Annotated in this window: 23 protein-coding genes and 1 pseudogene; 10 read left to right on the top strand and 14 right to left on the bottom strand. The window is 65.8% G+C overall.

Annotated features, from left to right (window positions below; all coding sequences use genetic code 11):
- Positions 1 to 36 precede the first annotated feature (36 nt).
- Positions 37 to 498 (top strand): annotated as a pseudogene (locus ACFQ4H_RS19175) (transposase); the annotation flags it as partial.
- A 297-nt stretch (positions 499 to 795) separates the two neighbouring features.
- Here the strand turns inward: ACFQ4H_RS19175 and ACFQ4H_RS19180 are convergent.
- The 10 genes from ACFQ4H_RS19180 to amcA are packed head-to-tail and all read right to left on the bottom strand — an operon-like array spanning position 796 to position 9,279.
- Complete coding sequence (locus ACFQ4H_RS19180; protein WP_377572364.1) at positions 796 to 1,581, bottom strand: aminoglycoside phosphotransferase family protein; 786 nt, start codon at positions 1,579 to 1,581, stop codon at positions 796 to 798.
- Positions 1,578 to 2,228 (bottom strand): histidine phosphatase family protein, encoded by a 651-nt coding sequence (locus ACFQ4H_RS19185; protein WP_377572365.1) that lies wholly within the window; start codon positions 2,226 to 2,228, stop codon positions 1,578 to 1,580. The genes ACFQ4H_RS19180 and ACFQ4H_RS19185 overlap by 4 nt, the downstream gene beginning before the upstream one ends.
- 22 nt (positions 2,229 to 2,250) lie before the next feature.
- Complete coding sequence (locus tag ACFQ4H_RS19190; protein WP_377572366.1) at positions 2,251 to 2,988, bottom strand: phosphotransferase; 738 nt, start codon at positions 2,986 to 2,988, stop codon at positions 2,251 to 2,253.
- Complete coding sequence (locus tag ACFQ4H_RS19195; RefSeq protein ID WP_377572367.1) at positions 2,985 to 3,800, bottom strand: class I SAM-dependent methyltransferase; 816 nt, start codon at positions 3,798 to 3,800, stop codon at positions 2,985 to 2,987. The genes ACFQ4H_RS19190 and ACFQ4H_RS19195 overlap by 4 nt, the downstream gene beginning before the upstream one ends.
- A 24-nt stretch (positions 3,801 to 3,824) precedes the next feature.
- Positions 3,825 to 4,346, bottom strand: coding sequence for a P-loop NTPase family protein (locus ACFQ4H_RS19200; protein ID WP_377572368.1), 522 nt, complete (start codon positions 4,344 to 4,346; stop codon positions 3,825 to 3,827).
- Between the two features lie 51 nt (positions 4,347 to 4,397).
- Positions 4,398 to 5,444, bottom strand: a complete 1,047-nt coding sequence (locus ACFQ4H_RS19205) for a CgeB family protein (RefSeq protein WP_377572369.1) — start codon at positions 5,442 to 5,444, stop codon at positions 4,398 to 4,400.
- Positions 5,426 to 7,162 (bottom strand): carbamoyltransferase family protein, encoded by a 1,737-nt coding sequence (locus ACFQ4H_RS19210; protein WP_377572370.1) that lies wholly within the window; start codon positions 7,160 to 7,162, stop codon positions 5,426 to 5,428. The genes ACFQ4H_RS19205 and ACFQ4H_RS19210 overlap by 19 nt, the downstream gene beginning before the upstream one ends.
- Positions 7,159 to 8,106 carry a thymidylate synthase gene (locus tag ACFQ4H_RS19215; RefSeq protein ID WP_377572371.1) on the bottom strand — a complete coding sequence of 316 codons (948 nt, stop codon included), beginning with the start codon at positions 8,104 to 8,106 and terminating at the stop codon, positions 7,159 to 7,161. Before ACFQ4H_RS19215 ends, ACFQ4H_RS19210 begins: the two co-directional genes overlap by 4 nt.
- Before the next feature lie 22 nt (positions 8,107 to 8,128).
- Positions 8,129 to 9,100 carry an NAD-dependent epimerase/dehydratase family protein gene (locus tag ACFQ4H_RS19220; protein ID WP_377572372.1) on the bottom strand — a complete coding sequence of 324 codons (972 nt, stop codon included), beginning with the start codon at positions 9,098 to 9,100 and terminating at the stop codon, positions 8,129 to 8,131.
- On the bottom strand, positions 9,097 to 9,279 hold the full coding sequence (amcA, locus tag ACFQ4H_RS19225) for a multiple cyclophane-containing RiPP AmcA (RefSeq protein ID WP_377572373.1): 183 nt from the start codon (positions 9,277 to 9,279) through the stop codon (positions 9,097 to 9,099). Before amcA ends, ACFQ4H_RS19220 begins: the two co-directional genes overlap by 4 nt.
- 452 nt (positions 9,280 to 9,731) lie before the next feature.
- Here amcA and ACFQ4H_RS19230 point away from each other — a divergent pair, with 452 nt between their 5' ends.
- Complete coding sequence (locus tag ACFQ4H_RS19230) at positions 9,732 to 11,096, top strand: XRE family transcriptional regulator (RefSeq protein ID WP_377572374.1); 1,365 nt, start codon at positions 9,732 to 9,734, stop codon at positions 11,094 to 11,096.
- Here the strand turns inward: ACFQ4H_RS19230 and ACFQ4H_RS19235 are convergent.
- From ACFQ4H_RS19235 to ACFQ4H_RS19245, 3 genes are all read right to left on the bottom strand, one after another.
- Complete coding sequence (locus ACFQ4H_RS19235) at positions 11,093 to 11,749, bottom strand: HAD family hydrolase (RefSeq protein ID WP_377572375.1); 657 nt, start codon at positions 11,747 to 11,749, stop codon at positions 11,093 to 11,095. The genes ACFQ4H_RS19230 and ACFQ4H_RS19235 overlap by 4 nt on opposite strands.
- A gap of 673 nt (positions 11,750 to 12,422) precedes the next feature.
- The gene (locus ACFQ4H_RS19240) at positions 12,423 to 13,052 is read right to left on the bottom strand and encodes a phosphotransferase family protein (protein WP_377572376.1); all 630 of its coding nucleotides are present in this window, start codon (positions 13,050 to 13,052) and stop codon (positions 12,423 to 12,425) included.
- A gap of 311 nt (positions 13,053 to 13,363) precedes the next feature.
- Positions 13,364 to 14,509 (bottom strand): hypothetical protein, encoded by a 1,146-nt coding sequence (locus tag ACFQ4H_RS19245; protein ID WP_377572377.1) that lies wholly within the window; start codon positions 14,507 to 14,509, stop codon positions 13,364 to 13,366.
- A gap of 468 nt (positions 14,510 to 14,977) precedes the next feature.
- On the opposite strand from ACFQ4H_RS19245, the gene ACFQ4H_RS19250 reads away from it, so the two are divergent.
- The 7 genes from ACFQ4H_RS19250 to ACFQ4H_RS19280 all read left to right on the top strand — a co-directional run bounded on the left by ACFQ4H_RS19250 (position 14,978) and on the right by ACFQ4H_RS19280 (position 22,368).
- Positions 14,978 to 15,607 (top strand): GPP34 family phosphoprotein, encoded by a 630-nt coding sequence (locus tag ACFQ4H_RS19250; protein WP_377572378.1) that lies wholly within the window; start codon positions 14,978 to 14,980, stop codon positions 15,605 to 15,607.
- A 53-nt stretch (positions 15,608 to 15,660) separates the two neighbouring features.
- Complete coding sequence (locus tag ACFQ4H_RS19255; protein ID WP_377572379.1) at positions 15,661 to 17,190, top strand: APC family permease; 1,530 nt, start codon at positions 15,661 to 15,663, stop codon at positions 17,188 to 17,190.
- Entirely contained in the window at positions 17,187 to 17,837 is a 651-nt protein-coding gene (locus ACFQ4H_RS19260; protein WP_377572380.1) for a GNAT family N-acetyltransferase, read from the top strand. Before ACFQ4H_RS19255 ends, ACFQ4H_RS19260 begins: the two co-directional genes overlap by 4 nt.
- Positions 17,838 to 18,007: 170 nt before the next feature.
- The gene (locus tag ACFQ4H_RS19265; RefSeq protein ID WP_377572381.1) at positions 18,008 to 18,400 is read left to right on the top strand and encodes a RyR domain-containing protein; all 393 of its coding nucleotides are present in this window, start codon (positions 18,008 to 18,010) and stop codon (positions 18,398 to 18,400) included.
- A gap of 354 nt (positions 18,401 to 18,754) precedes the next feature.
- Positions 18,755 to 20,908 (top strand): hypothetical protein, encoded by a 2,154-nt coding sequence (locus tag ACFQ4H_RS19270; RefSeq protein WP_377572382.1) that lies wholly within the window; start codon positions 18,755 to 18,757, stop codon positions 20,906 to 20,908.
- Between the two features lie 369 nt (positions 20,909 to 21,277).
- Positions 21,278 to 21,460, top strand: coding sequence for a hypothetical protein (locus ACFQ4H_RS19275; RefSeq protein ID WP_377572383.1), 183 nt, complete (start codon positions 21,278 to 21,280; stop codon positions 21,458 to 21,460).
- A gap of 314 nt (positions 21,461 to 21,774) precedes the next feature.
- Positions 21,775 to 22,368, top strand: coding sequence for an Lsr2 family DNA-binding protein (locus ACFQ4H_RS19280; protein ID WP_377572384.1), 594 nt, complete (start codon positions 21,775 to 21,777; stop codon positions 22,366 to 22,368).
- Between the two features lie 388 nt (positions 22,369 to 22,756).
- Here the strand turns inward: ACFQ4H_RS19280 and ACFQ4H_RS19285 are convergent, their stop codons facing one another.
- On the bottom strand, positions 22,757 to 23,110 hold the full coding sequence (locus tag ACFQ4H_RS19285; RefSeq protein WP_377572385.1) for a winged helix-turn-helix transcriptional regulator: 354 nt from the start codon (positions 23,108 to 23,110) through the stop codon (positions 22,757 to 22,759).
- Between the two features lie 628 nt (positions 23,111 to 23,738).
- On the opposite strand from ACFQ4H_RS19285, the gene ACFQ4H_RS19290 reads away from it, so the two are divergent.
- Positions 23,739 to 24,458 carry a hypothetical protein gene (locus ACFQ4H_RS19290; RefSeq protein ID WP_377572386.1) on the top strand — a complete coding sequence of 240 codons (720 nt, stop codon included), beginning with the start codon at positions 23,739 to 23,741 and terminating at the stop codon, positions 24,456 to 24,458.
- The last annotated feature ends 69 nt before the right edge of the window (positions 24,459 to 24,527 follow it).

A 24,527-nucleotide genomic window follows, 5' to 3' on the forward strand; every position in this document is an offset into this window, starting at 1 on the left:
GACACACGCCGAAAGCAACAAGTTGTTTCTTGACAGCTTCACCTGATCCGCAACACCTTCCGCCTTACCTCCCGCAGGTACTGGGACGAGTTGAAGCGCGACATCAAGCCGATCTACACCGCCGTCAACGCCGACGCCGCCCGGGCCGCCTTCAACGACCTCGCCGACAAGTGGCGCGGCCGGTATCCGGCGGTGATCCGACTGTGGGACAACGCCTGGGCCGAGTTCATCCCGTTCCTCGACTACGACCTGGAGATCCGCAAGGTCATCTGCTCGACCAACGCGATCGAGTCGTTGAACGCCCGCTACCGGCGGGCCGTGAAGGCCCGCGGCCACTTCCCGAACGAGCTGGCCGCGTTGAAGTGTCTGTACCTGGTGACCCGGTCCCTGGACCCCACCGGCGCAGGCAGAACCCGATGGACGATGCGCTGGAAACCCGCGTTGAACGCCTTCGCCATCACCTTCAGCGACCGCTTCCCAGCCGCTGAAACCTACTAACCAAGATCGCCGGAAACACCGTTAGCGAGACAGCCCCGACACCTTCAGGAGTTGCTGAGGTACCGGCTCCGGCTCCGGCATCGCTATGAGAGCTCGGGGGCCGGAGAGCTTCGCGGGGCCGCGAGCCAGCATCGACGGCTAGGAGCGTGAGGGCATTCGAATTTAGACAAGGCTGCTCGCCGGGACACGGCCCGGATTCGGTCTTGACTGTTGTAGGTCCAACGGCCCCGCGCTGCCGTCCGATAATGCTGGGAGCCTCAACCACTTCTGGCTTCAGGACCCCTCGTCGGGCTTGTCTTACTTTCGATTGAATGCGCACAGCTCGGTCAGGGTGTCGAGGTGAGTGCAATGTTCCAGGATCTTATGATCCGTCGCGGTGAGCTGCCCGTACTCGTCAAGGAAGCTCGCGCGTAGGTCCGGGCGTAGGGGCCAGATGCGGGTGGCGAGGCGTACGAGGTCCCGGGCGGGCAGGTCGTAGCGACTGTGCTCGAAGTCGATCAGGCGAAGGAGGCCGTCGTCGCCGTGGATCATGTTTCGGGGCATGAAGTCGAGGTGGCACGGCACGGCCGGTAGTGGGGCGAGGTCCTGGAGCGCTTGCATTTGAGCGCGTACCTCGGCCCGGTAGTTGGGGGTGATGTGGTCTGCGGCTTGGTGGATCCAGTACTCGGCGCGTTCGGCCAGCCAGGCTGTCCAGTCCGGCTCCAACCTCGGCGGTCCGGCAGCGTGAAGCGCTTTGAGTAATCGCCCTGCCTGCCGGTAGGCGTCCTGCTCGGCTTCGGGGGCGAGTTTTCGCTGGTCGAGCGGGAAACCTGGCACGGCGGTGACGACGATCGAGGGCGGATCGTCGGTTGCCGCGAGTAGGCGGGGCGCCCGGTCACCGAGGGCCAGGACCCAAGTCCGGTAGGCGTGTACCTCCTGCGTGTGCCGTTCCTGGCTGCGGTGTTGTTTGACAATCACCTCGCCGTGCTCGGCGGTCGAGGAACGGAGTACCTGGGTGCCTGCGTGGCCCGGGTGCCAGGCCACGGGTACAGCGTCGGTGTCGAGAAGACGCCGGCAGAGATGGAGGAGGTCGTTGCTGCTCATGCCCAGGGTTCGAGGTGTCGGGTGTCGTTGTGCGTGACGAGTTGCCAGATGGTGCGGCCGAACCGGTTGGTTGGGCGCTGCCATCGGGTGACCGAGGCGTGATCGGTGACGAAACCGAGCCGTAGGCAGGCGTTCTGGGGGAGTGCGAGGAGGAGGTGGTTGGCCGCCTCGATGGTCTCGCCGTGGGCGGCGATGAGGATTCTCTCGCCGTCGTGCCGGGCGAGGATGTCTTGCAGGGTCCTGGTTGCCCGGTCGAGGTACTGGTTCCAGGTTTCGGAGCCGGTGGCGTACGGCATGTCCGGATTGTGTTGTGGCGGACCCTGAAAGGCGGTCTTGACGTCTGCCCACGGACGGCCGTCGGCGTCGCCATGGTCGGGACCGCGAAGGTCCGGCTCGATGGTGGCTGGCAGGCGGAGTGCCTCAGTGATGATTTCGGCGGTCTCGACCACTCGACGCCGGGGCGTGGAGTAGAAGACGGCGTACGGGCGGTCGTCGTGTTCAGCGGCCAGCCGAGCAGCGAGCCGGGTGGCCTGGTAGCGCCCCCGGTCAATCAGTCCGGTGCAGCCGCGTTCGCCGCCGACGATTCCGGTGCCATTGCAGGCGGCTTTGCCGTGGCGGGCGATGACGAGTTCGGTGGTTGGGGTCATCGGCAGGGCTCCTTCGGGGCGGTCAGGTTGGTGTGAACGGGTCGGGCCAGGGCAGGACGGTGGGCCACGGGTGCCGGTATCCGTTGGTGCCGAGGTACCGGAGCGTCAATAGGTGGTGCAGTTCGGCGTACTGGCGCAGTTCGTCCAGATCGCAGAGGTTCGGCGCGATTGCGAACTCGTAGGCGTCCATGCAGTCCGTGAGAGTCCGATGGTTGAGGCGGCCGTATGTCATCGAGGCGGTGACGAGCAGGCCGGCCAGGTCGTAGCCGAAAGGGGCAAGGGTGAGAGTGTCGAAGTCGACGACGGCGACGCTTTTTCCTTCAACGAGGTAGTTGCGGACGTTTGGGTCCTTGTAGAAGGCCGCGGGCCGGCCAGTCCGGTCGAGGACAGCGTCGAGCGCGGCTAGGTCTACGCCGGTGACACGGGCGGCCCGATGCAGCGCCTCCCGACGCGGTTCGGTGAAGCTGGGAAGCAGCAGCCCGGTTGACGTGGTGTGGGGTTGGTCGAGGCGTGCGGAGTGCAGCTCTCTCCGGTACGCGGCGTCGTGCAGCCGGCCGAGCGTGGACGCGACGCGGGGTAGGTCGGCCACCTTGGGTGTCCTGCCCGGTAGTCGCTCGAAGGCCAGGTGCCGGCTTGTCCGCGTGAGCAGGTGCGGGAGACGGACCTCGGACTTCAGCCCAATGAGCCAGTCATGGTGGGCCGCCGCTGTCGAGCAGCGCTGCGGGTCGTCGTACCACTTGATGAACAGATCGCTGTTCATAGCCGTGCCGCCAGGGCGTAACTGACGGTGGATCGGGTCAGGTAGGGCGGTGCCGGCAGCCGTTCCCGGAGGATCGCGGAGAGGTCGGCCGGTCCACCGGTCGGGTGGATTCGGTACTTCGGGGTCGTTGCGAGGTATCGGGCGAGGTGCGTGGCGTCGGCGAACTCGAAGAGGTGCTGCTCGTGCAGGACGTCGAGCACGGTGAGGTGGATGGCGGCGAGGCCGAGCAGGTTGCCGCTGTGGAAGCTTTCGTAGAGGCTCGGCCGCCGGGCGGCGTCCGGGTCGAGGTCGGCGGCTTGAAGGAGTTGGTCGAGTTCGGTGTAGCTGTCCAGCGACTTGGTCACCAGGACGGCGACGCCCCCGGGGCGGAGGCAGCGGGAAATCTCGGCGACCGCGACGGCCGGTGTCGGCGAGTGATAGAGACAGAACGCGGCTACCGCCGCGTTGGCTACCTCATCCGGCAATGGCATGTGGTGGAAATTGGCAGCGATTACCGAGCCGACCGCTCCGGCCTCGGCCAGTCGGGTACGGAGGGTGTCCAGCAGCGCGACCGAGGCGTCAACCGCGATGAGGCGCCCCGGGCGGAGGCGGGCGGCGATGCGGAGCGTGGTGGTACCCCGTCCGCAGCCGATGTCGAGCACCACCGCACCGGGCGAGATTCGCCGGGCGAGCAGGTCGGCGATGACTTCGGCGGCGTCCCGCCCGGCGACCTTGGCTTCGCGCAGCGCACGGGTGCGTTCCGCGAGCCGGTCGCCGGTCCTGTACAGATTGCCGCGAACCAGATCGGGATCGAGGAACGGGTTAGCTGGCATCGGTCGCCTCCCGTCCCGTCCGGGTCAGGTCATTGGTTGGGACTGTCGTCGTAGCCGGTCGATTAGTCGGTTTGCTTGCCGGCGGCTGGTGAGCGAGATCAGCCGAACGTGCGGCGCATGCTCGCGGATGAGGTTTTGGACGCGGGGTCGCATGGTGCGTCGGTAGCTGAGGATGTAGCGGACGAAGTTCCAGGTGATCCGGTCGTAGACGCCGTCGGCCTGGTGCTGGCCGCCCCGGTAGCGCCGGCGCCGCTGGGCGATGCCCCAGAGGCAGGTGGCGGCGGGAAGGTCGAGGAAGATCACGGTGTCGGCGGCGGTCAGCCGGATCGGCAGGGTACCGGCGTAGTTGCCTTCGATGATCCAGCGCTCGCCGGTGACGAGTTTCTCCTGCTTGGCGGCGAACTCCTCCTGAGGCAACGGATTCCACTGCTCGTCGTAGTAGATCGCGTCGAGGTGGGTCAGCGGCGCGTCGAGGATCTGGGCGAGTTGCCGGGCGATCGTCGACTTGCCGCTGCCGCCGCAGCCGATGATGGCGATCCTGTCCATGGTTCTCCAGGGTAGGGGCGGTGCGAGGCGAGGTCCGACGGACACGGCGGGTCATGACGACACCGGATGCGGATGGTGCAGGAGACGATCGAGCACGCCGAGCTGGGTGGAGAGCCGGAACGGGTCGAGGCGGCGCAGGCAGTCGGCGATCAGGTCGGCGTGGTCGCTGGTGCCGGCGATCTCGGCGAGCCAGCCGACCCGGTGTCGTACGTCGGTGGCGTGCCTGACGTGCAGGCTAGCCGGTACGAGTTCGGCGACGCCTCGGACGGTGGTGGGCAGGAGCGGTGCGCACCCGGCGAGGACGGCTTCGAAGATCCGTTGGGTGAGCTGGCCGGCTTGGGCGTAGCGCTCGGGGAGTAGTAGCACTGTGGCGAGCGCGTTGGCGTGGATCTGGGCGACCTGCGGGAAGGGAACGCGGCCGACGAAGTTGAGGCTGGGCCAACGGCGGGTGTCGGTCCACTTCCCGGCGATCAGGTGTGGCAGGTGCGCAGCGGCGGGGGCGAAGAAGGTGTCGAATGCGTCGTCACGGTCGTACTGGTTGCCGACGTAGACCAGCGGCGTCGAGCGGTGCCGGGCGGCGAGCTCGCCAGGGTCGGCAGCGTCGAGGATCGTGTCGGCGATGGGGAAGAGCAGCGTCGTCGCGCCCGGGTTCGGGTGCAGGGCCGGTTCGCAAATGGTGACGTTGCGGGTGTGGCGGAGCGGGTCGGTCGGGTCGAGCTGCCGGTCCTTGTCCCAGAGGATCGTCGGGGCGCCGAGCCGGTGGGTGTAATGAGCAACGAGTTCGGCTTGGCGGTGCAGGTCGCAGGTGTGTCCGGGCCGGCCACACGGGGTGGTGTTGCGGCCGGGGATGGGCCAGCGCCATTCGAGGAACAAGATGTCGAGGTCGGGCATCCCGGCGTCCCATTGGTAGCTGCTGTTGAGGTCGAGGCCGGCGTCGCAGAGGTCGCGGTTGGGCTGGAGGAACACGATGTGGTGGCCGGCTTGGCGTAGCCCGTCGACCAGGGGGCGGCGGTGGCTACGTCCGCCGTCGGGGGTGTCGACGACGCCCGGGCCGAGGAATCCCCAAAAGCTGTATCCGATCAGCACTTTGTCACCCACCAGCCTTCGATGAGCAGGGCGTCCAGGCCGGTTTCGGCGAGGCAGTCCAGGGCCATGTCTGGGGTACCGCAGATCGGTTTTCCCTTGATGTTCAACGAGGTGTTGATCAGCACTGGGTGTCCGGTGATCTCGCCGAACGCGGCCAGCACGTTCGCGAGGAATGGGTGCTGCGTACGAGTCACGGTCTGCACTCGCGCGGTGCCGTTGCCGTGCACGATCGCGGGCAGGTCGGTCCGGGTCAGGTCGGTGACCGGCGCGGCGATGGACATGAACGGCGAGGGTTGGCGGAGCTGGACGTAGTCGGCGACCTTGTCGGCGAGGATCACCGGAGCGAACGGACGGAACGATTCGCGGAACTTCACCGTGCTGTTTAGCCGGTCCACGACCTCGGGCGCGAAGGGCGAGGCGAGGATGGACCGGTTGCCCAGCGCACGTGGCCCGGCCTCCAGCGGTCCGGTGAAGAGTCCGACGATAGCTCCGTCTGCGAGCTGTTGGGCGAGATGCCGGACCGGGTCGGCCGGCCGTGCGACGGTCAGTCCGGGCCGTGGCTCGACGGGCAGGGCCAGATCGGGGTACGCCGGGCCGAGGTAACAGCGCCCGCCGATGCCTGTCGGTGGGCGACCGGTGGCGTCGAGCCAGGCTGCTGCGGCGGCCCCGATCGCGGTGCCCGAGTCTCCCGGCGCGGGTGGGATGTGGACCTCGTCGACGATCCCGGCCCGGGTGATTTGACCGGCGGCGACGCAGTTCATCGCGACGCCACCGCCGAGACAGAGCAGGCCCGAGCCGGTCAGGCGGGTGGCCCGCCCGGCCAGGTACAGCATGACCTGCTCGGTGCGTTCCTGTAGGGCGGCGGCGAGGTCGGCGTGCACCGGTTCGACCGGTGCGTCCGGTGACCGGGGCGGGCAGGTGGCGGCGGTGAAAGCCAAGCTCGTCCGGCGGTACCGGCTGGACAGGACCCGGAGCGGCAACAGTTGCGGGTCGAGGGTGAAGCCGTCCGTGGTCAGCCGGATTGCGCGAGATATCAGATCATGGAAGTGCGCCGGATCACCGAGGGCGGCCAGCGCCATCACGGTGCCTTCCTCGTCTCCGCGCCGCCAGCCGAGGTGTTCGGTCACGGCGCCGTACGCGTAGCCGAGCGACGCCGGATCCTTGACGGACTCGGCCAGACACAGCCGAAAGGGCTGCTCATCGCGGTGTGCGGCGTGCCAGATCGTGGTGGTTTGCAGCTCGCCGAGACTGTCCACGATCAAGACCGCCGCATCGTCCACGCCGGCGGCGAGAAAGGCATAGAGGGCGTGTGCGCGGTGGTGCAGTACGGGGACGAGCCGGGCGAACGGGAACCGTCTCGACAGATCCCGCATGCGCGCCCGGTTCCGGCGGTGCACGGTGAGGAAGCTGCGTGCGCGTGGAATCGCCCGGCTGCGAGTCGTGGCTCGGGCCAGGTGCCCCGGAAGCTGGCCGAGCGCTGGCAAGTAGTGGCGGCCGTCGAAGTTGTACGCCACCGTCGTCACCTCGTTCGCGGTCAACCCGGCTTCGCCCAGAAGCCAGGCGACGGCGTTGGCGGGGTACGCGTTGCTGTGCTTGACCCCGTCGAGACGTTCCTCCTCAGCGAAGCCGATCAGGTGGCCGTTGACCAGGAGCGCCGCGGCCGAGTCGTGCGTGTAGGCGCAGAGCCCGAGTACCACCTCGACACCTCGTACGGATCGTTGCGCGATCATCGCCGGCCTCCCGGCGCCGTTGAGGTGAGGTGGTCGTACCAGCTCGACAGGGCACCACCGAGCGGATCGGGGGTGTCGGCGACGAGCTTGCGTGCCTGTTCGCGCTCACCCGACTTCCAGGCGCGGTAGCTGGCGAGGGTCCGGCCGAACGCGTCCCACGTCGGGCCGTCGTTGGGGCTGCTGTTGCCAGCGATTATGCGCTGGAGGAGGACATCGAGGCCCGGCCAGGGCACGGCGACCGCGTCCAGTTCCGCCGTGCCCGCAGTGCCGTGCAAGGAGGCGGCGGCTGCCTGCGCGTTGTCGGCGTACAAGTGCAGGGAGTCGACGTGGTGGTGGTACTCGCCCAGCTCGACACCGAGCCAGCCGGCCATCAACTCCTGGATCAGCGTGGTGGTGAAGATGTCGTACGGGAAGCCGAGCCACAGATCCTGACTGCGCATGCTGGTGTGCATGATTAACCGGCCGTCCCGGATGAAGAACCGGTAGCCGAGGGTGCAGGGCACGTCCCGGTAACCACGATGATCCCGAGACGGGTCGTGGAGCTGGATCACCCCTCGCCGCGACTCCGGGTCCTCGTGGAGTTGCCGCCGTACCGCGTCGAGCTGGTCGACCCGGCCGTCCCACCGGCGCAGCCGTGGCCCGTACGCGCCGCGCAGCACACCGTCATCCGCGTAATTCCGCAGCCTGTCGTTGTAGTCGAAGATCCATGGGGAGTCAGAGCCGGAGAGGATCCAGAGTGCCTCCGCGACCGCGAAGGCGGGATTGATCACCCGGACGGGCGGTACGTCGACGAGCCGCCGCCGGGGGTTGGTCAGGCACAGGTGCGCGCCGATCACCTCGGTTGTGGCAAGGTCGCGGGGGCGGGCTATCCGGCCGTTGAGCAGCACAGCCTGGCAGGCGGCGGTGAACAGCTCACTCGCTGAGTCGGCGGTCAACACGATCATGGGCAGGCTCCTTTACAGGGGGTCAGGAGGTGAAGGCCGCGAGCCGTTCACTGGGAAGGTCGACTAGCCAGGCCGCCTGGCGGGCGAGGCCCTCGCGGAGCCCGACAGTGGGCCAGTAGCCGAGCAACCGGCCGGCACGGGTCAGGTCGGCCGCAGTCGCGGGTACGTCGCCCGGTTGGGCGGTCACGACCTTCACTGGCACCTGGCGGCCGGTGACCCTGGTCACCTCGTCGATCACCGCGAGCATCGAGACACTTGCGCCGCCGCCGACGTTGAGCACCGCCGCCTGGGCGTCGAGGTGCGCGGCGGCGAGGGTCGCGGAGACGACGTCGCTGACGTAAGTGAACTCGCGGCGCTGGCTGCCATCGCCGAACAGGGTGAGCGGAAAGCCGGTGTAGGCGGCGAACAGGATTCGGCCGATCGCCATGTCGGGTCGCTGCCGAGGCCCGTACACAGTGAAGTAGCGCAACGCGACGACACTGAGCGGGCTGTCGGCCCGCCGGGCGTAGGCGAGACCAAGTTGCTCGGCGGCGAGCTTGCTCACTCCGTACGGGGAGACCGGGCTGGTCGGATCGCCTTCGCGGCTTGGCCGGTCGGCCGGGCCGTAGACGCTCGACGAGGAGGCGACGATCAGCCGGCGGACACCCTGGCGGGTGCAGGCATCGAGCAACCGGTGGGTGCCCAGCACGTTGGCCTGGGTGTAGTCGAGGAACTCGCGACTCCACGACTGCCGCACACCGGGCCGCGCGGCGAGGTGGAAAACGGTGTCGCAGCCGGCAACCGCGTCGTCGAGCTGGTCGGTGGCCAGGTCCAGGCAGTACGGCGTGAACAGCGGATTGGCGACGGCCCTTGCCAGGTTCTCGTCCGCGAGGGCGTGCTCGCCGAGCCGGCGGCGATCCAGGCCGGCGACCCTGATACCTCTGGCCAACAGCGCGTCGACCAGGTGTGAGCCGATGAACCCGGCCGCGCCGGTAACCAGGACGCGGGACATCATCGGTGGTCCTTCCTTCGCGGGTTCCGTGCGAAGAGCTGGTGCCAGACGTGGGTGTACAGGGGTGGGTCGATCTGTGGGAGCACGATCCGATCGGTCACGATCAGCGCGTCCGGTCGAGCCGAGCCGGTGGAACCGTCGACCGCCGACGCCGTGGCGTTGCGGGAGAGGTAGAGCGTCATCGCGTTCTCACCTCCGGCCTGCGTAGGCCATAGGCGAGACGACGAGGGCGGACACCGGATTCGCCTGGTCGTCCGCCGGTGTGGCGGGCCCGCCGGAAGGATGGCGGGGCCGCCACGGAGAGGCGGCACCTGGGAGCACCCCGCCGGTCACCCGCCCGCGCAGCCCCGATGGCGGTACGCGGGCGAGGAAACAACCTCACGGAACCGAAGCCGACCGCCACCACGGCGACGGAGCCCAGTGCAGGCGAAATCTGGTCGGTCCTGATAAATATGTCCACCATGAACCCCAGCCGTTGACGATCGGGTCGGCGACCACCGGCGCCACCGAGTAACGGCAGCGTTCGATGCTCGGCATCAGTGAACCGTCCACAGCCGTGGACCGGTACCGTCCACTACCCGTCCAGTCGCAACCAGGTAGTGACGACCCGTAACCCCACTGGCTAGCGTGATCCATGTCGACAGACGAAGCCCGGAGGTACGCGATGGCGGTACGGCGCTATCCCCCGAACCGGCGGCTCGCGTGGGAGAGACTCCAACGTGGCTGGTCCTACGAGGAGATCACCGAACGCATCCGTACCGAGATGAGCCGAACCGGCGAAACCGACACCGGGCTCAACGCCAACACCGTCCGACGCTGGGAGATCGGCGAGCGGTGGCCGGACCCGCGCTACCGCAAGCACCTCGTCGCGATCCTCGGCAAGCCGGCGAGTGACCTCGGCCTGCTCACCCCCGACGAGCTGGCCGTACGCCCGGACGCGGAAACGCTGCACGAGTTCAGGAGGTTGTGGGACATGCTCACCGGAGACGACAACGGCAACGGTTGGGACCGCGCGTCCGTACTACGCGCTCTCGTCGGTGCCAGCATGCTGCCCCTGGTCGCGCCACTGCTGTCCCTCGACCCCGAAGCCGCATACGCCGACGGCAAGACCATCGACCCCGACGCGTACCGGCAGATCGTGCGCTGTCAGCGCGAGCTGTACTGGACCAGCCCGGCCCGGCCGCTTTACGAGGCCGCCTATGCGCATACCCAGCTCGGTATCGGGCTCATGCGCGCCGCTGCCGGTATCAGCCGCGCCAGTCTCGCCAGCGCCCTCGCGGAATCCGCGCTGCTCACTGCCCGGCTCGCCTTCTTCGACCTCAGCCAACCCGCCATCGCCGAACGCTGCTACGACGTCGCCCTCGCCGCCACCCGCGAAGCTGGCGACCACGCCTTGGCCGCAGCCGTCCTCGGTCATATGGCGTTCGTCCCCGCCTTCGGCCACGACCCGGCCAGCGCCCGGCCGCTGATCGACGCGGCCCTCCAGCACACCTGGCATGGCGTCAGCCCCATGGTCCGCTCCTGGCTGCACTGCGTCGCCTCCGAGGTGGAGGTGCGAGCCGGGGCGGCAGCCGCCAGCCGCCATCACATCGATCTGGCGGCGGGGGCGATCGACGGCGACTCCACTCCGCCGGAGTGGCTCGACTTCTACGACAACGGCCGCCTGCACTCCTTTGCCGGGTACGCCGCCCTCGCCAGCGGCGACCACCGCGAAGCCGTCGGCCAGCTCGACCGGGCGCTAGCCGGGCTCATCGGCACCAGCGCCAAGCAGCGCAGCGTTGTCCTCGCTGATCTCGCCACCGCGCACGGCAGTGACGGCGACCGGGCCGCCGACTACCTCAACCAGGCCGTTGACGCCCTCCACACCGACTGGTACGGCACCGGCCTCGACCGGGTCCGCGCCGTCCGGCCCGTACTCGGTGACAGTCGGCACGGTGCCCGGCTCGACGAGCGGGTCGCCGCTCTCACCGCCGGCCGGGCGGCTCTTCCGGGTAGTTAGCCGGCTGACTCGTTGTGCTTGCGCACGAGGTCGGGCAGCTCAGCAAGCGAGTCAAACTGGAACAGGCAGCGGTCGCTGATCGCCCTGTCGTTGAGGATGTACCCCCACGGGCCGCGACGGACCAGGGCGGTCGCGATACCCGCCTCCTGCGCCGGCCGGATGTCGTTGTCCAACCGGTCGCCGACGTAGAGCACCTGGCCTGCCGGGCAGCCTGCCTCGGCTACCACCCGGTCGAAGAACGCCGCGGACGGCTTCTCCACACCCCAGCCGTCCGACGTGCCGATCACGTCGACCGGCAGGTCCAGGGCACGCAGGATCGTCTCCGCCCGCGCAGTCTGGTTACCGGCCAGGCCGACGCGCAGCCCTGACTCGCGCAGCGCGGCCAGGCACGGTCGGGCATCCGGGTACAGGTCTTCCTCGGTGAACGACTCCGGCTGTCCCGTCGCCGTCCGGCGCTGCCGCTCCACGGCCAGGTCGAACCCCGGCCGGAACACCTGAAACGTCTCGCGGTAGTCGAGGCCGCGAGCGATCACCGCCCCGAAGACGGCCGAGAAGGTGTGGCGCGGTACGCCGATCCAGTCCGCCCAGGTCCCGTACTCCCGGGACTCGTCAACGATCGTCTCACCCACATCGAAGAACACGCTCGTGATCACCTCTTGATTGTGCCCTCGCGCACGGAGAGTGATCTACGGGGGTCTGCGTGCCTGGAGAAGGTGGGTGCAGACGAGGCAGGCTCGGCTCGCCAGCGATGACCGCGAGGACGTACGGACGGAGCTTCGCGGAAAAGTCGGCACAGTTGTGTTGCCCGGACGTTAGGCACCACCGTCGGACCACCACGTACCCGGCCGGGCGGATCGATCCGCGTGGTACCGGATGTATGTTCCCCGTGCGGCTGTCCTGATCGCCAGGCCCCATAGGTCGATGCGTGGGCGCTCCGTAGGAGCGCTTGCTTTCGTTCTGCGCTCGCTTGAGCGGGCCGGTCGATCGGGTGCCGAGCGAGCTACAGGAGGCCGAAATGAAGGGTCTTCTTCCGGCGGGATGAGCCGAGGCCCCACCCGACTGCCGCATGTCGAGCGGCCGTAGGAGTGCCCTGTCACGGGTTGTGCCGGCCCCGGGTGCCGGTGCTGACGTCAGTCGCCTGTCCATTGCCGTCCATCTTTGTTCCCGCGACCGTGTCGCTCGCCCTGATGGACGTTTCAGAATGACACCACGCCCAGATGATCGGGTGGAACGATTACCACGGGGTGGGCTTTGTGGCATCAAGATCTACGCTGGCAGAGAAGATGGCGCTATGTAGCAACTAGCCAGGTTAACTTGCGACAGTGGCTACTGTCCGTGCCAAAGCGTGGCGCGGTTGCCGCTTAGTAGAAGCCGGAGCCTATGCGTGAGTTCGTCTTTGAGTCTGACGTCGTCTGGGGCGAGGCGAATGAGGGCAGTGAGGGTGCTCAACTCACGTATGTCGAGGAGAACATTGTAACCGTCCCATAGGCGCAGGTCGTAGCCGTATGCGCGGGCGAAGAGGTCCACCGTGGCGGGAGATGTGCCGAAGCGGGGCTCCGCATAGGTGGGAATTAGGTCGACCTCGCGCGGCCCGATGGAGACGGAGTCCCAGTCACCTAGCACGACGGAGTTACGATGACCATCGGTGTTCCATAGGAGATTGCCGACATAGAGGTCGGAATGGATGAGGCCGCCCCCGAGTGGAAAGTCCAGCTGGTTGAAGGCCGCGCGTAGTTCATCGATGCGGACGGTCAACCACGCGTGCTCTTGATCTGTGACCGCAAGCCGGGCTGCAGGATCGGCGAGCGTTGCAGCTAATGATCGTAGTGGTTTGTAGTGAGGTAAATCCACTGAGGGGATAGGTAGTTTATGCAGCCGCGAAGCGATATGGCCGAGCGCCCTTGTGTCCGGCCAGCCGATGCCGGCGGGCTGCGGGTAGTAGCGCCAGAAGGTCACGACCACGGGGTGGCTGCAGGATTGGAAAATCATGGGCTGGTCAGCGCCGCTGGGGAGATCAGCGGGGGCGACGGTTGGGAATTCCTGCTGGATTAGCCCACGTATCACCTTAATAGAGGTTGTCGCCTTGGTGGTCGCACCTTCCCCGTATCCAATCCGAGCGACGACGGGAGCGCCGTCCAAGAGGTAAACGGCGTTCGCGAAGTGGCGGAGGAGCTTTGCGCCTGGCGGATATCCGGCCCGTTGACACGCCTGGTCCAGCAGACCCAATAGATCGGCAGGTGGGCGATTCGGGACGCGTTCATTTGTGGTCACGAGGTGATCTCGCTACTGCTGCGGAAGCAGTTATCCCGTATATCATTGATCGTCTCGCGCATTGATTTCGCGATTTCGGAGCCGCGATATCTTGGTAACTCTAGTTCACGTCGGAGTTCGGACAAGGGCTGAAGAAGCGCCGGAATCTGCAACGACGGTGGCAATCTATAGACGACATCGAGCGCCTGGGCAGCACCGTCCAGGTCAACGCTGGGCTGGCGAACGCGGGCAGTGGAGACGTCAACCCAGGCGAGGGCTTCATCACCGTACGAGCGCTGGGTGGATGGTCCGCTTGCGTAGGCGCTGATTGTGGCGAGCGCGGTTCGCTCGGCGGCGGCTGGGCTGCCGATCCGCAGGAAGGCGGAACCGTCGTAGAAGTGTTGCTTGGCCAGTGCGAACGTCAAGATCCCGCCCAACTCGTCGAGCTCGTCCAGTTCGTCAGTGTATCGAGCCTCGATTAGGTCGCGAGCGGCAGAGGCGCGATCCATGGCTTCTATGGCCGCAGCGGTGTGACCCATCCGGCCATATGCGCGAGCCTCGATGCTGGCCAGCCGCACAAGGACTGTGCCAGGTATTTGCGCCTTCTGTGCATGGGTAAGGGCTTCTGCGGCGAACCGCAAACCCTCCTCTGGTCTGCCGTACCACTCACTGGTCATCGCCTGGTTGCCCAACACCCACGCTGTAAGTGTCTCGTTGTCGGCTTTCTCTGCGCACGCCAACGCGGCCTGTGCTTGGACTCTGGCTGCGTGTGGAAAGCCGAGGTCGCCCGAGGCATAGGCAAGCATCGCGCAAGTGGCGCCTGCGAGGAAATACATGTCCTGTAGACGAGCAGGATCCGGCCGGTCTCTGATAAGCGAAAATAGGTCGTCACGCAGGTTTACAAGCTCCCGGAAGACCGGCGTTAGAGGGGAGTTGACGTAGTCGTGAGCCAAAGCAGCGACCCGTGCCCGTAACGATGTCAGAGGCCGCTCACCGATCCGAATCGAGTCAGCCCACATGGCGAACTCCGATGACCTGCGAGACGCGGCGTCTACTATGTCCAGCGATTGAGGATCGCGCGGCAGGCTATCATCTGAGCTCGGCGGCTTGGCATCATCGGTTGCTAGTAAGTGATCAATAGCGTAGCCAAACTCGGCTTCCACGACTCGACATGTACTCGGTCGAGGCTCGGTGCCCACGTCGCCAGCTAGCCACCGGTCGAGTTGCCGAAGGCTTAGTGCGAAGTCGCGTATCCCAAGTGCTTGCGCCTTCCTGTTAAGGGCTTCCAAGGTCTGCTCACGAGTCAGGCGGCGTTGCCTCATGAGCCGTTGCATTCGTGTGATGCGCTGCCGGGCGGCCATAGCATCCCTCTCCAAAGCTGAGAAGTAGTTGCTGGCGGGCACACCGTAGCGAAAGCTATGTGGTGCCATCATCCTGTATCGCGAGCAAAATATTCGCGACTGGCGATAATTTTAGTGGGTTGTCGGTCTTCTTGTCAGTAGCGGCAGCCTTAGGGCAGCCAAAGGTCAGTGCGCCGCCGTTTCGACGTCAGCGGCTGGCGGCCAATGATCGAGCCTTCCGCGGTCCTTGCGACGAGGCGCGGTGGTGGGCGGTTTCAGGAAGGGGGATGCGTGGAAGCGGCGCTGGCGGATCAGTTCTACCGGTTGGCTTACAGCGATGTGACGGGTCGTCCTCGATTGGCTGGCCGGGCTGCTGGGCTGGGTTTGGCGGCTGCGTTGTTGGGTGAGCTGGTCTTCAGGGGCAACGTGTGGGTCAAGGGCCGGCGCTTGTCGATTCGGGCCTGTGGTACCCCTGCTGATGCCCTGGCCCATGCGGTGTTCGACCAGCTCGTCGCCCGGCCGGAGTTGACCGATCTGCGTACCTGGGTGTTGTTCCTGGCCGGCAGTGCGCCTGAGGACGTGGCGCGGCGGTTGGCGCGCGGTGGACACCTGCGGCGGGAGCAGAAGCGCCGCCGGCTGCGGAGGGAAACAGTGTGGGTGCCGACGAACATGAATGTCGCCGCTACGCCGTGGGCGCTGTTGTCGGTGCGGTTGCGTCGCTTGGAGCTGTTGAGTCATGAGGACATGTTTCTGGCTGGCCTGTGTGTCGCGACAGGGTTGGACCGGTTGCTGTTCGACGGAGCGTCGCCGCAGGCACGTCGTTATCTGACCCAGGTGTCGGCGGGGCTGTGGCCGCCTGCGCTCGAGTTGGTGGACGTCACCTCGGCTTTGGTCGCTGATGCCATTCTCTCCGCCCGCTGAATTCCCTACCGCCGAATCATCAAGGTGTGTCGATTATGTTGAGGGGGTTTTTGATGTCTGTGCCCGTGCCGTCTGATCCGGTGGCGGCCACGCTCGCCGCGGGCCGGCTTGGTGTTCCTGCGGTCGTGTTCTTCGTGATGTCCGCCGCTACGCCGTTGACGGTGGTGGCGGGGGTGGTGACCACGGGCTACGCCACGACCGGCCTGACGGGTATCCCGGTCGCGTTTCTGCTGATCGGTGTGGTCCTGGCCGTGTTTGCCGTCGGCTACGTCGCGATGGCGAGGCGGATGGCCAACGCGGGTGCCTTCTACGCCTACATCGCTCGCGGGGTCGGACGCCCGGTCGGTGTCGGCGCGGCGTGGGTCGCTCTGGTCTCCTACAACGCTTTGCAGGTCGGTTTGTACGGAGCGATCGGGTCAGCGATCGGGCCGCTGATTGAGCAGTGGCTCGACGTCCGGGTGGCGTGGTGGCTGATCGCCCTCGCCGGGTGGGCGGTGACCGCTGTTCTCGGCCTGCTACGGGTGGACATCAACGGAACCGTGTTGGCAGTGCTGCTGTTGGCCGAGGTCGCCGTCATCGTCGTCTACAGTGTGGCCGACCTTGCTCATCCCGCCGCAGACGCGATCAGCACGTCGGCCCTGTCACCAGGCAACCTTGTCGGCCCGGGAGTGGGGGCGATCTTGGCCTTGGCGGTGCTGGGTTTTGTCGGGTTCGAGTCCGCCGTGGTGTTCTCCGAGGAGTCGAAAGATCCGCAGCGGACAGTGCCCACGGCTACCTACATCGCCGTGGGCGGAACGGCACTGTTGTACGCGTTCGCGTCGTGGGCGATGACCGTGGCCACCGGTCCGGACCAGATCGTCGCCCGCTCCCAGACTGATGGCCCCGAGCTGATTTTCAATCTCGCCGAGGGGCACCTCGGGCCGACGGTCGTCACCGTTGGGCACACCCTGTTCGCGACCAGCATCGTCGCGGCGATGATCTCGTTCCATAACACGACCGCCCGATACATGTTCGCTCTGGGCCGGGAACGGGTGCTGCCGGCTGTTATGGCGCGTACCACCCGCCGTGGGAACGCGCCCCGTAACGCCAGCCTCGTTCAGTCCGGCATCGGCTTCGCGGTGATCGCCGTGTACGCGTTTGGTGGCTGGGACCCCCTGGTGCATCTGTTCTTCTGGGGTGGCACCTCCGGCGGCCTCGGGGTGCTTCTCCTCATCACCGCCACCGCGGTTGCTGTCCCGGTCTTCTTCACCCGCCACCCCGGTGGTGAGAACACCTGGCGACGTGTCACCGCCCCTGCGGTCGCCTTACTGGCCCTGGCCGTCGTGTTGTACCTGGCGGTACGCAACTTCGGCACCCTGCTCGGAGTTCCACCCGGCCACTGGCTTGCCTGGGCTGTACCGGCGACGCTTGTCAGCATCGGCGTGGCGGGGACCGGTTGGGGTGTCGTCCTGCGCGCTACTCGGCCGAGTGTCTATGCCGCCATCGGCCTCGGTGCCAAAGCCACCGGTGTTGGCCCGGCCCCGGCACGTCGGACCCGCGTCTACCGCAGCGTCCCCGCCCGGCAGGAGGAGACCCTCCGATGACCAGCAGGACTCCGCTACCGCCGATTGTCACCGCCGGCTGGGGCGACATCGACACCACCGCCACCCTGATCGCCGACGCCTTCTACGACCTGCCCGCAGCCGCCTGGCTCGTCCCCGAACCCGACCAGCGAAGTAGCGCCCTTCGCGGCCAGTTCAAGGTCCTCATCGAGCACGCCCTCTTCTACGGCCACGTCGACCTGCTCGATGACCGGTCCGCCGTCGCGGTCTGGTTCCACCACCTTGGCCCCACGATCCCGCCCTACAACTACGACCAGCGTCTCCACGCCGCCTGCGGCAACCACGTCAACCGATTCCGGCACCTCGACACCCTGTTCGACACCCACCACCCCGCCGAACCGCACCACCACCTTGGCCTGCTCGCCGTTGCTCCGGCGGCCCAGGGCACCGGACGCGGCACCGCCCTGCTGACCCACCACCACCGGTATCTCGACCAAGTCGACATCCCCGCCTACCTGGAGGCGAGCAGCCCCCGCAGCCGTGACCTTTACAGCCGCCACGGCTACCACCCACGCAGGGTGTTCACCCTTCCCGACAACACCCCGTTCTGGCCCATGTGGCGGCACCCCACCACCCCGTCAACCCACATTCCCCAACCGCCAGGACCCCGATCCCGGCGAGTTCCCTAGCCGGCGCCGGTGCCCGGGAACCGATCCCCCCATCCCACCCGGGCACCGGCGCCCCTTCCCGATGTTGACCCAGCCGTTGTCGCCCAGCCGTAGCCATCACATCCGGCCAACAGCGACCCAGCAGGCCCAAACTCACAGTCAGCAACTACCAACCCGTGTAAGGAAACAGTGTGACGTCGACTCTGGACACCACCACGGTGCCCGACAGCGGTGCGATTCGGGTGATCCTCTCCGAGGTAGACGTGGCGCGAATCTGCCACGAGGCGATCCGCGCACTGCAAACCGCGACCGGAGACAACGCCGTGCCCGGATGGGATGACGCCTCGGCCTCGCACCGCGAATCGACGATTCGCACCGTCCGGGCGGTCCGCCAAGGAATGACCTGCGAGCAGATACACCAGGACTGGTGCAGGCGGATGCGCGCAGACAAGTGGACCTACGGACCGGAGAAGAGCTACGAGTCGAGGACACACCCCTGCCTGGTCGGATACCAGGACCTGCCGAAACACGAGAAGGCCAAAGATGAACTGTTCCGGGTTATCGTCCTCACGCTGGATCGATAGCCACAGGCGAGTCCTTGGCAGAGGTGCGACGCCCCGAAAAGCCTCCACCGAACCCGGAGTGGGCTAACAGTTGTACCCAACTGCCCGGGTGAACATGCGGGACGAGCCTACAAACCTCTGCGGCGGCAGCCGGAACTGGTGTGTTCACCTGACAGCGTCGCCTCCGCCGTTCGCCGTCCATGCAGCACGTCTGCCACATGTGGGCGACCCGGCAGCTACAAGCCGCTGAGGCCCACTCTGCACACAACCACCACGTCAGCCCCACCGCTTACCGGGGCCGCGCCTATCCCCGCGGTCCTGTCCCCAACCGCACCAGCCCATCGAAGACACTGACATGAAAGGCCGAAGACACACATGGACGTCCCCGATACGGCCGGCCCGCCGATCGTGGTGTGCCCCGACTGTCAGGGGCTCACCTTCGTAGTGAGGTCGTGCCACTGCCGCCACGGCGGTGACCAGTTCCTCATCGACGGGTCCCAGCCCTTCGGCGTCGACCGGGGCCCCTACCGTGACTGCGAGGTCTGCGACGGCGTCGGCAGCGTCAGCGAAGGTTGCCACCGCTGCGGCGGCAGCGGTGTATGCCGAGCGCAACTCGTCCTCACCGTAGCCAACATCGACTCGGGCCAGGTGGCCTCGGTCGACATCCTGCCCGGCATGCTCGCTCCTCGGCCGCTACCCAACGGCAGGTACGCCGCCGACCTGATGCCCGTGGTCCGTGGACTTGCCGGCAAAGTCGCCGCAGCCGAGGTCTTCGAGTCGATGATGCCGCAGACCCCCGTCACCGCGGACAGTGAACTGTTGGTCTTCATGCCACCGCAGTGGCACCCAGACCTACCCGAAACCGTTCGAGCGCTGCTCGGAGCCGTCGCGGTCGCCGACGCCGCCCAGTACCGGCCCTGGCAGATCTACCTCGGACGCACCGGACCCGCATCACCAAACCTCAACCAACTGCTCACCGGTTTGTGCGCGGTAGCCGACCAGGTCTGCCTAGACCTCGTCGTCGACCACCGGCGTGACACCTACGGAGATCCCGACAATCCGCTGCTGTGGTGGGGAATACGCTACGAGGCCCCAGAATCAGCGGTGCCAGCCGACAGCCCGACCCACTGCAGCCTCCAGGAAGCGCTCACACATACCAACCCCGCTGAAGCCATCAGATCAGGCATCGGCATCGGTCGCAGACAGTCACCGGGATCCCGTCGCCATACCGCACCAGCGCACTGGGTCAACCCACCCCTGGCCGCCGCAGACCCGCCGCAGACCGTCGACTGGACCGAGGTTGCCCGACAGGTCACACAGGCCTGCGGAACCGGGCCCGGCGCGGTCGCCATCTGGCGTAACCGCCGCTGGCACTACAGCCCACTAGCCGAAACCGGCGTGACCGAAATCCTCAACCCGCAGGCCACCGGCCAGGTCACCGTACACACCGTGCCGATCCTGACACGAGCCCTGGAACCACCGCCGCCGACCTACTGGGGCCAGCCAATCCCGTCCCGCCGCTGTCCAGACTGCGCCAGCGGCACAGCGTGGAACCGATGCGGATGCGCCATCAACCTGCACGACGACCGCCCCGACCCAGACTGCGAGCTATGCAGCGGCACCGGCATACACGCACACCACTCCTGCATGACCTGCAGGGACATCACCCACATCCGCGCCGGAGTAGTTGTCACCCTCACCGACCTGAACCAGCAGACCCTGCACATCAACTGGCGACCCGACGACAAGCCGACCACCCACCTGGTGGCGACCACCCCAGCAGGCACACCCGTTCTACAACTCTCAGACGACTACCAGATCGCGAAGTGGACCCAACTGCTCGACACACCCAACACATCACTGATCGACCTGGCCACCGGCCTGGAACTCGACTCCACGCTACGCGACGCACTGGTGATCACATCCGACCCGGCAGCCGACCCCGCCATCCAACACCTCCACCAAGCCAGTCGCGGCCGACCAGGAGCACGCCTGCTCGTACACACCAGCCAACCACCAAACCCCTCCACCGACCTACTCCAACTCCTCCGGCTCATCCTCGGCCTCGGCCTCACCGCCGAAATCACCGCAGAAAGCCACCGGCACCGCGCCGGCGAGCCACTGTCCGTCCAAGGCGAACGCTGGCTCCTCAACGCCGTCCCACCCGGCACCCCCGTCAACGAGGTACAAACACCGATCCACACCACGCTGCATCAAGCCACCAGCAACCTGAACAAGTACCTACCCACACTCCTTCACCAACTCGCGTCCGCCATGCCGCACCAGCCGCTGGCCGTCCCACAACAACCCACACCAGCAAACGTCGAAGTCGACAACCCAGAGACACTTATGCGCCGCCTCGCCGACCACTACCAAAACCACGCCGTCATGGCCCGCATCGAGCACCACCGCTGCCGCATCTACGCCGGTGGCTTCGAGTACGCACAACTGGTCGCCACCGCACCCACCCTGCCCACAGCAGTCCGCGCGCTACTCGGCACCACCACCACAGGTGGCGAAAGCCCATAACTGCACACCCGCTGGCCGGCCGCCAAGGAAAACAGAGGACATAACCCTGTGTCCTCACGAAACACTCGATCCGCCGCCGAAGTGTTGATACCGGCAGCGCCGTACGGGTTGGTCGTTGACAGAACAGGATGCGAACCGGGCGGAATGCAGACGTCAGTAAAAACAGGCCTAGCGAGATAAGCGTGCTCGAGATGTGAAGGGCTTCTTGCTTCCCGTACTGCGCATAGCACGCGGACTGACGCCCGCAGGGGCGGCTTTTTCAACATTCGTCCACTGTTGTCTACGTCTAGCCGGGAGATCGCCCTTCGAAGACATCGGACGCATCGGGCGCATATCCCTGGTCGGAACTTTCATCCGAGGAAGTTGGAGATGGCAGAAGCTCTCACCGTTGCTGTCGGCACACTGTTCCTGGTCGCAGCGCTGATAAAGGCCGGAGCATCCGCAGAAACGTGGTTCCTGATCCGACTCCGCCTGAGTCGGTTGCTCACCGCCGCCGTGGTGCTGCTTGTGATGGGATTCGTGTTTATCCACCTATTGAGAAGCGAAAAATGATGGAGAACATAATAGGGTCGCGTTTGTCCGAACAGAGCTACCAGCCGGCCCCCTTCCGGTTTAGCTGACACGAGTTGGCTAGCGTTCGCAACAAGCACACGGGACGGATAGCAGCGGTATGTGCCCCAGGTGCAACACGCCGCGACTTACTCACCTAACGCCAAGGTACATTGCAGTGCGAGTCGTGCGGTAATCGCAGCAGCCACCACCTGGGACGCTGCGTAGTAGCTCCAGGCCGCTACCACCTCAGTCAGGAACGCGGTCGAGAGCCTCCGAACCGCGCCCCGCCCGATAGAGGCTGCCATTGAGGCTGAGTGTTTGAGAAAGGAACAACAGCGGCAGAAATGACCATGCTTCCCGACATCAAAACTCCAAAAGATTTGGAAGAGCTGCAGCGACTCGCCAGGGGCGAGCGTGACCGTACACCCGTGCCGATAGGAATCCGCACGATTTCAAATCCGCAACCGCCCAAAGGCAGCGCTACCGTCATTAAAAGCGTTGACCATCTACTCCTCCGCGCAATGCGGTCGGAGAACGGTCAGACACGAAGGGTCGCCGAGCGAATACAAAACCTCGCCACCGAACTGAACCGACGAGTTCAGGCCGAAGAGAATACGCGGCGGCAGCGATTGGAGGACGAAGTCGCCGAACTAGAAATGCAGCTAGCCATGGCCCGCGCCAAACTGCGTTCGCTGGACCGAGCCGCGACCACCTCGATATCCGTCCCACTCCGTTCAGACGGCACGAAAAGCGCTGTCGACGCAGCCGCCGTACGGCTCTGGGCCGCCAACAACGGCTACGTAGTGAAACCCACCGGACGTGTCCCGACAGTAGTCATCGACGCCTGGCGTGCAGCGAACATTCAAGTCGAAACCACGGAAGACGATCGAATGACGCGATCCCAGTAGGGAATGGCGGCAAAACTGACAAAGCTGGAGACCAAACAAGGCGGTAACTGATCACTCTGCCCGTCGCAACGCGTCCATCGGTGCTGCCCGAACCGAAAGGTCCGCATGACAGCCTAGAAAACTCCTGGAGGCCCCGTGATTCCCCGATGCTGCTGCTGCGCGACTTCCACGGTGACGCCTGCGAGTTGACCGACCCAGGGCGGGCCGGAAGCTGCCTCGACACACAGATCGAGACGATCATGCTGCACGGTTGACCGCGGGCAAACGATCGCGATCGACTCTGATAGCCACGCCGTGCTATTGATCGACGTGGACGCCCATGTCGACCACGCGTTGGTGCGGCCGCTTCCGGCACTGCCGCTGGCACGTACGCCAGCACGGGCTCTAACTACTGACTCCGGCTACCGTTGCTCGAGGTTGCCGGCTTTTGGTCGGTGCGGTAGGACTCGCTCCAGCGCTGCAGGTCCGCGAGGAAGGCCATGAGGAGCGGTAGCAGGTGCATGCCGGCTGGCGTGAGTTGATACAGCGCGCCGTCGGGTCCGCCCGGTCGGCAGATGAGTCCTTGGTCGTGTAGCCGGCGTAGGGCTTCGACCAGTGACTTCGAACTGGGTGTTGGTTGGATGGCTCGGAGTAGATCGGTAAAGCGCATTGGCTGCTGTTGCTGCAGCGCCGTCATGATCTCCAGGGTCCAGCGGCGCCCGCAGAGATTGATCGCATCGTAGTAGGTCTGGAAGATGTTCACCCTGCCTTCCCCCCAAGGTCGGCTACTTCGGAGAGTGTAGGGGGCGAGCGCACTACGTGAATACCCACTTCACGCATCGTCCGGGATGATCGCCCGAATCTAGTGGGGTGCCTGTATTTGTGGGGAAGAATGTGACTTTGTGGCGGCGTATCCCTTGGCGAGGGCGGTGAGCGAGTTCGCCAGGGCGTATCCGAGAGACGAGAGTTGGTAGGTCGCCGAGGGGTTGGCTGTGTCCCAACTGCCGGAAGAGTCGCGTTGGAGGAGTCCGACTGCCGCCAACCAGTTCAGATCTTCGTCCAGGATGCCGCCATCATGTGCGCCTTTGGTTAGCTGGCTCAGGGTTGCCCGGTCGATGTTACGTAGCGTTACAAGAGCCGCGACCGCGCCCGACCTCCTGCCGAGTTCCCTAGCAAGGTCATGTGGTTGAGGAACCTTGGAATCGGCGCTCATGTGTGGCGACTCCTTAATGGCCATTGCACAAAATTTTAGGTGTCTAGTGCTGGCGGGCGTAGTGTCGCAAACCCGACAGTGCGTGTCGTGTATGTCTCATTTATTCGCAAATTTAGTTCCCCTTTGGTGCTTACGGCTGGGTAGTTACCTCTTGGTACTCACGTTGCGGTAATCGCGGGTGTTGGGTGTAGAGGTGATTGCAGACCTTGAGATGTGGAACTTCCACGGGGGTGTCGTGGTGCTGTCGGCCGAGCGTGAGCAGACTGGTGTTGCACTCAGTGAAGTAACTACCAGTGAGCATCGCCGGAAAGCGCGCTTTCGCGGCTTCCAGTTCCTGAGCGGCTCGCCTTGGCCTCGTACCAGGCCGGTTCTTGTTGCTTTGACTCTTGCCCTTGCCCTGACCGGATGTAACAGCGGGGACGCGGGCAACCGCTCCACGCCGACTACTCCGACCTTATCGGCACCTCAAGGGGATTCCCGTTCCATAGCCGAAGCTGCAGCACTGGAGGCGTATCGCGGAATGTGGCAGGCGTACGCCAAGGCCGGGTTGACCGCGAACCCTGACGAGCCGGATCTCGCAAAGTACGCGAGCGAACGGGCGCTGTCGACGCTCCGAGAAGGGCTCGCGGGTACTAAACGCGACGGACACGTCATCAAGGGCGAGCTTGGCTCAGCTCCGCAGGTGGAGCGAGCTAGCCCAGCAGCCCAGCCGATGACCGTAAGCATCATCGATTGCCTCAACACCGAGAAGTTTCTTACCTACACGACCTCCGGCGATCCGGTCGACGACGAGCCCGGTGGGCGTCGACTAACCAGAGCGACGGTCACGAACATCAGTACGGGCGAAGGCTGGAAAGTAACCGGCCTCGGCATACAGGCGGTAGGAACATGCAGCTAAAGCACTGGGCGAGCAAACTGCAAATACTGGCGGCGGCCAGTCTTTGCACCGCGGTTCTCCTCAGCGCAC

Origin of the sequence: Micromonospora sonneratiae (genome assembly GCF_042679305.1) — a bacterium.
Classification (GTDB): Bacteria; Actinomycetota; Actinomycetes; order Mycobacteriales; family Micromonosporaceae; genus Micromonospora_H; species Micromonospora_H sonneratiae.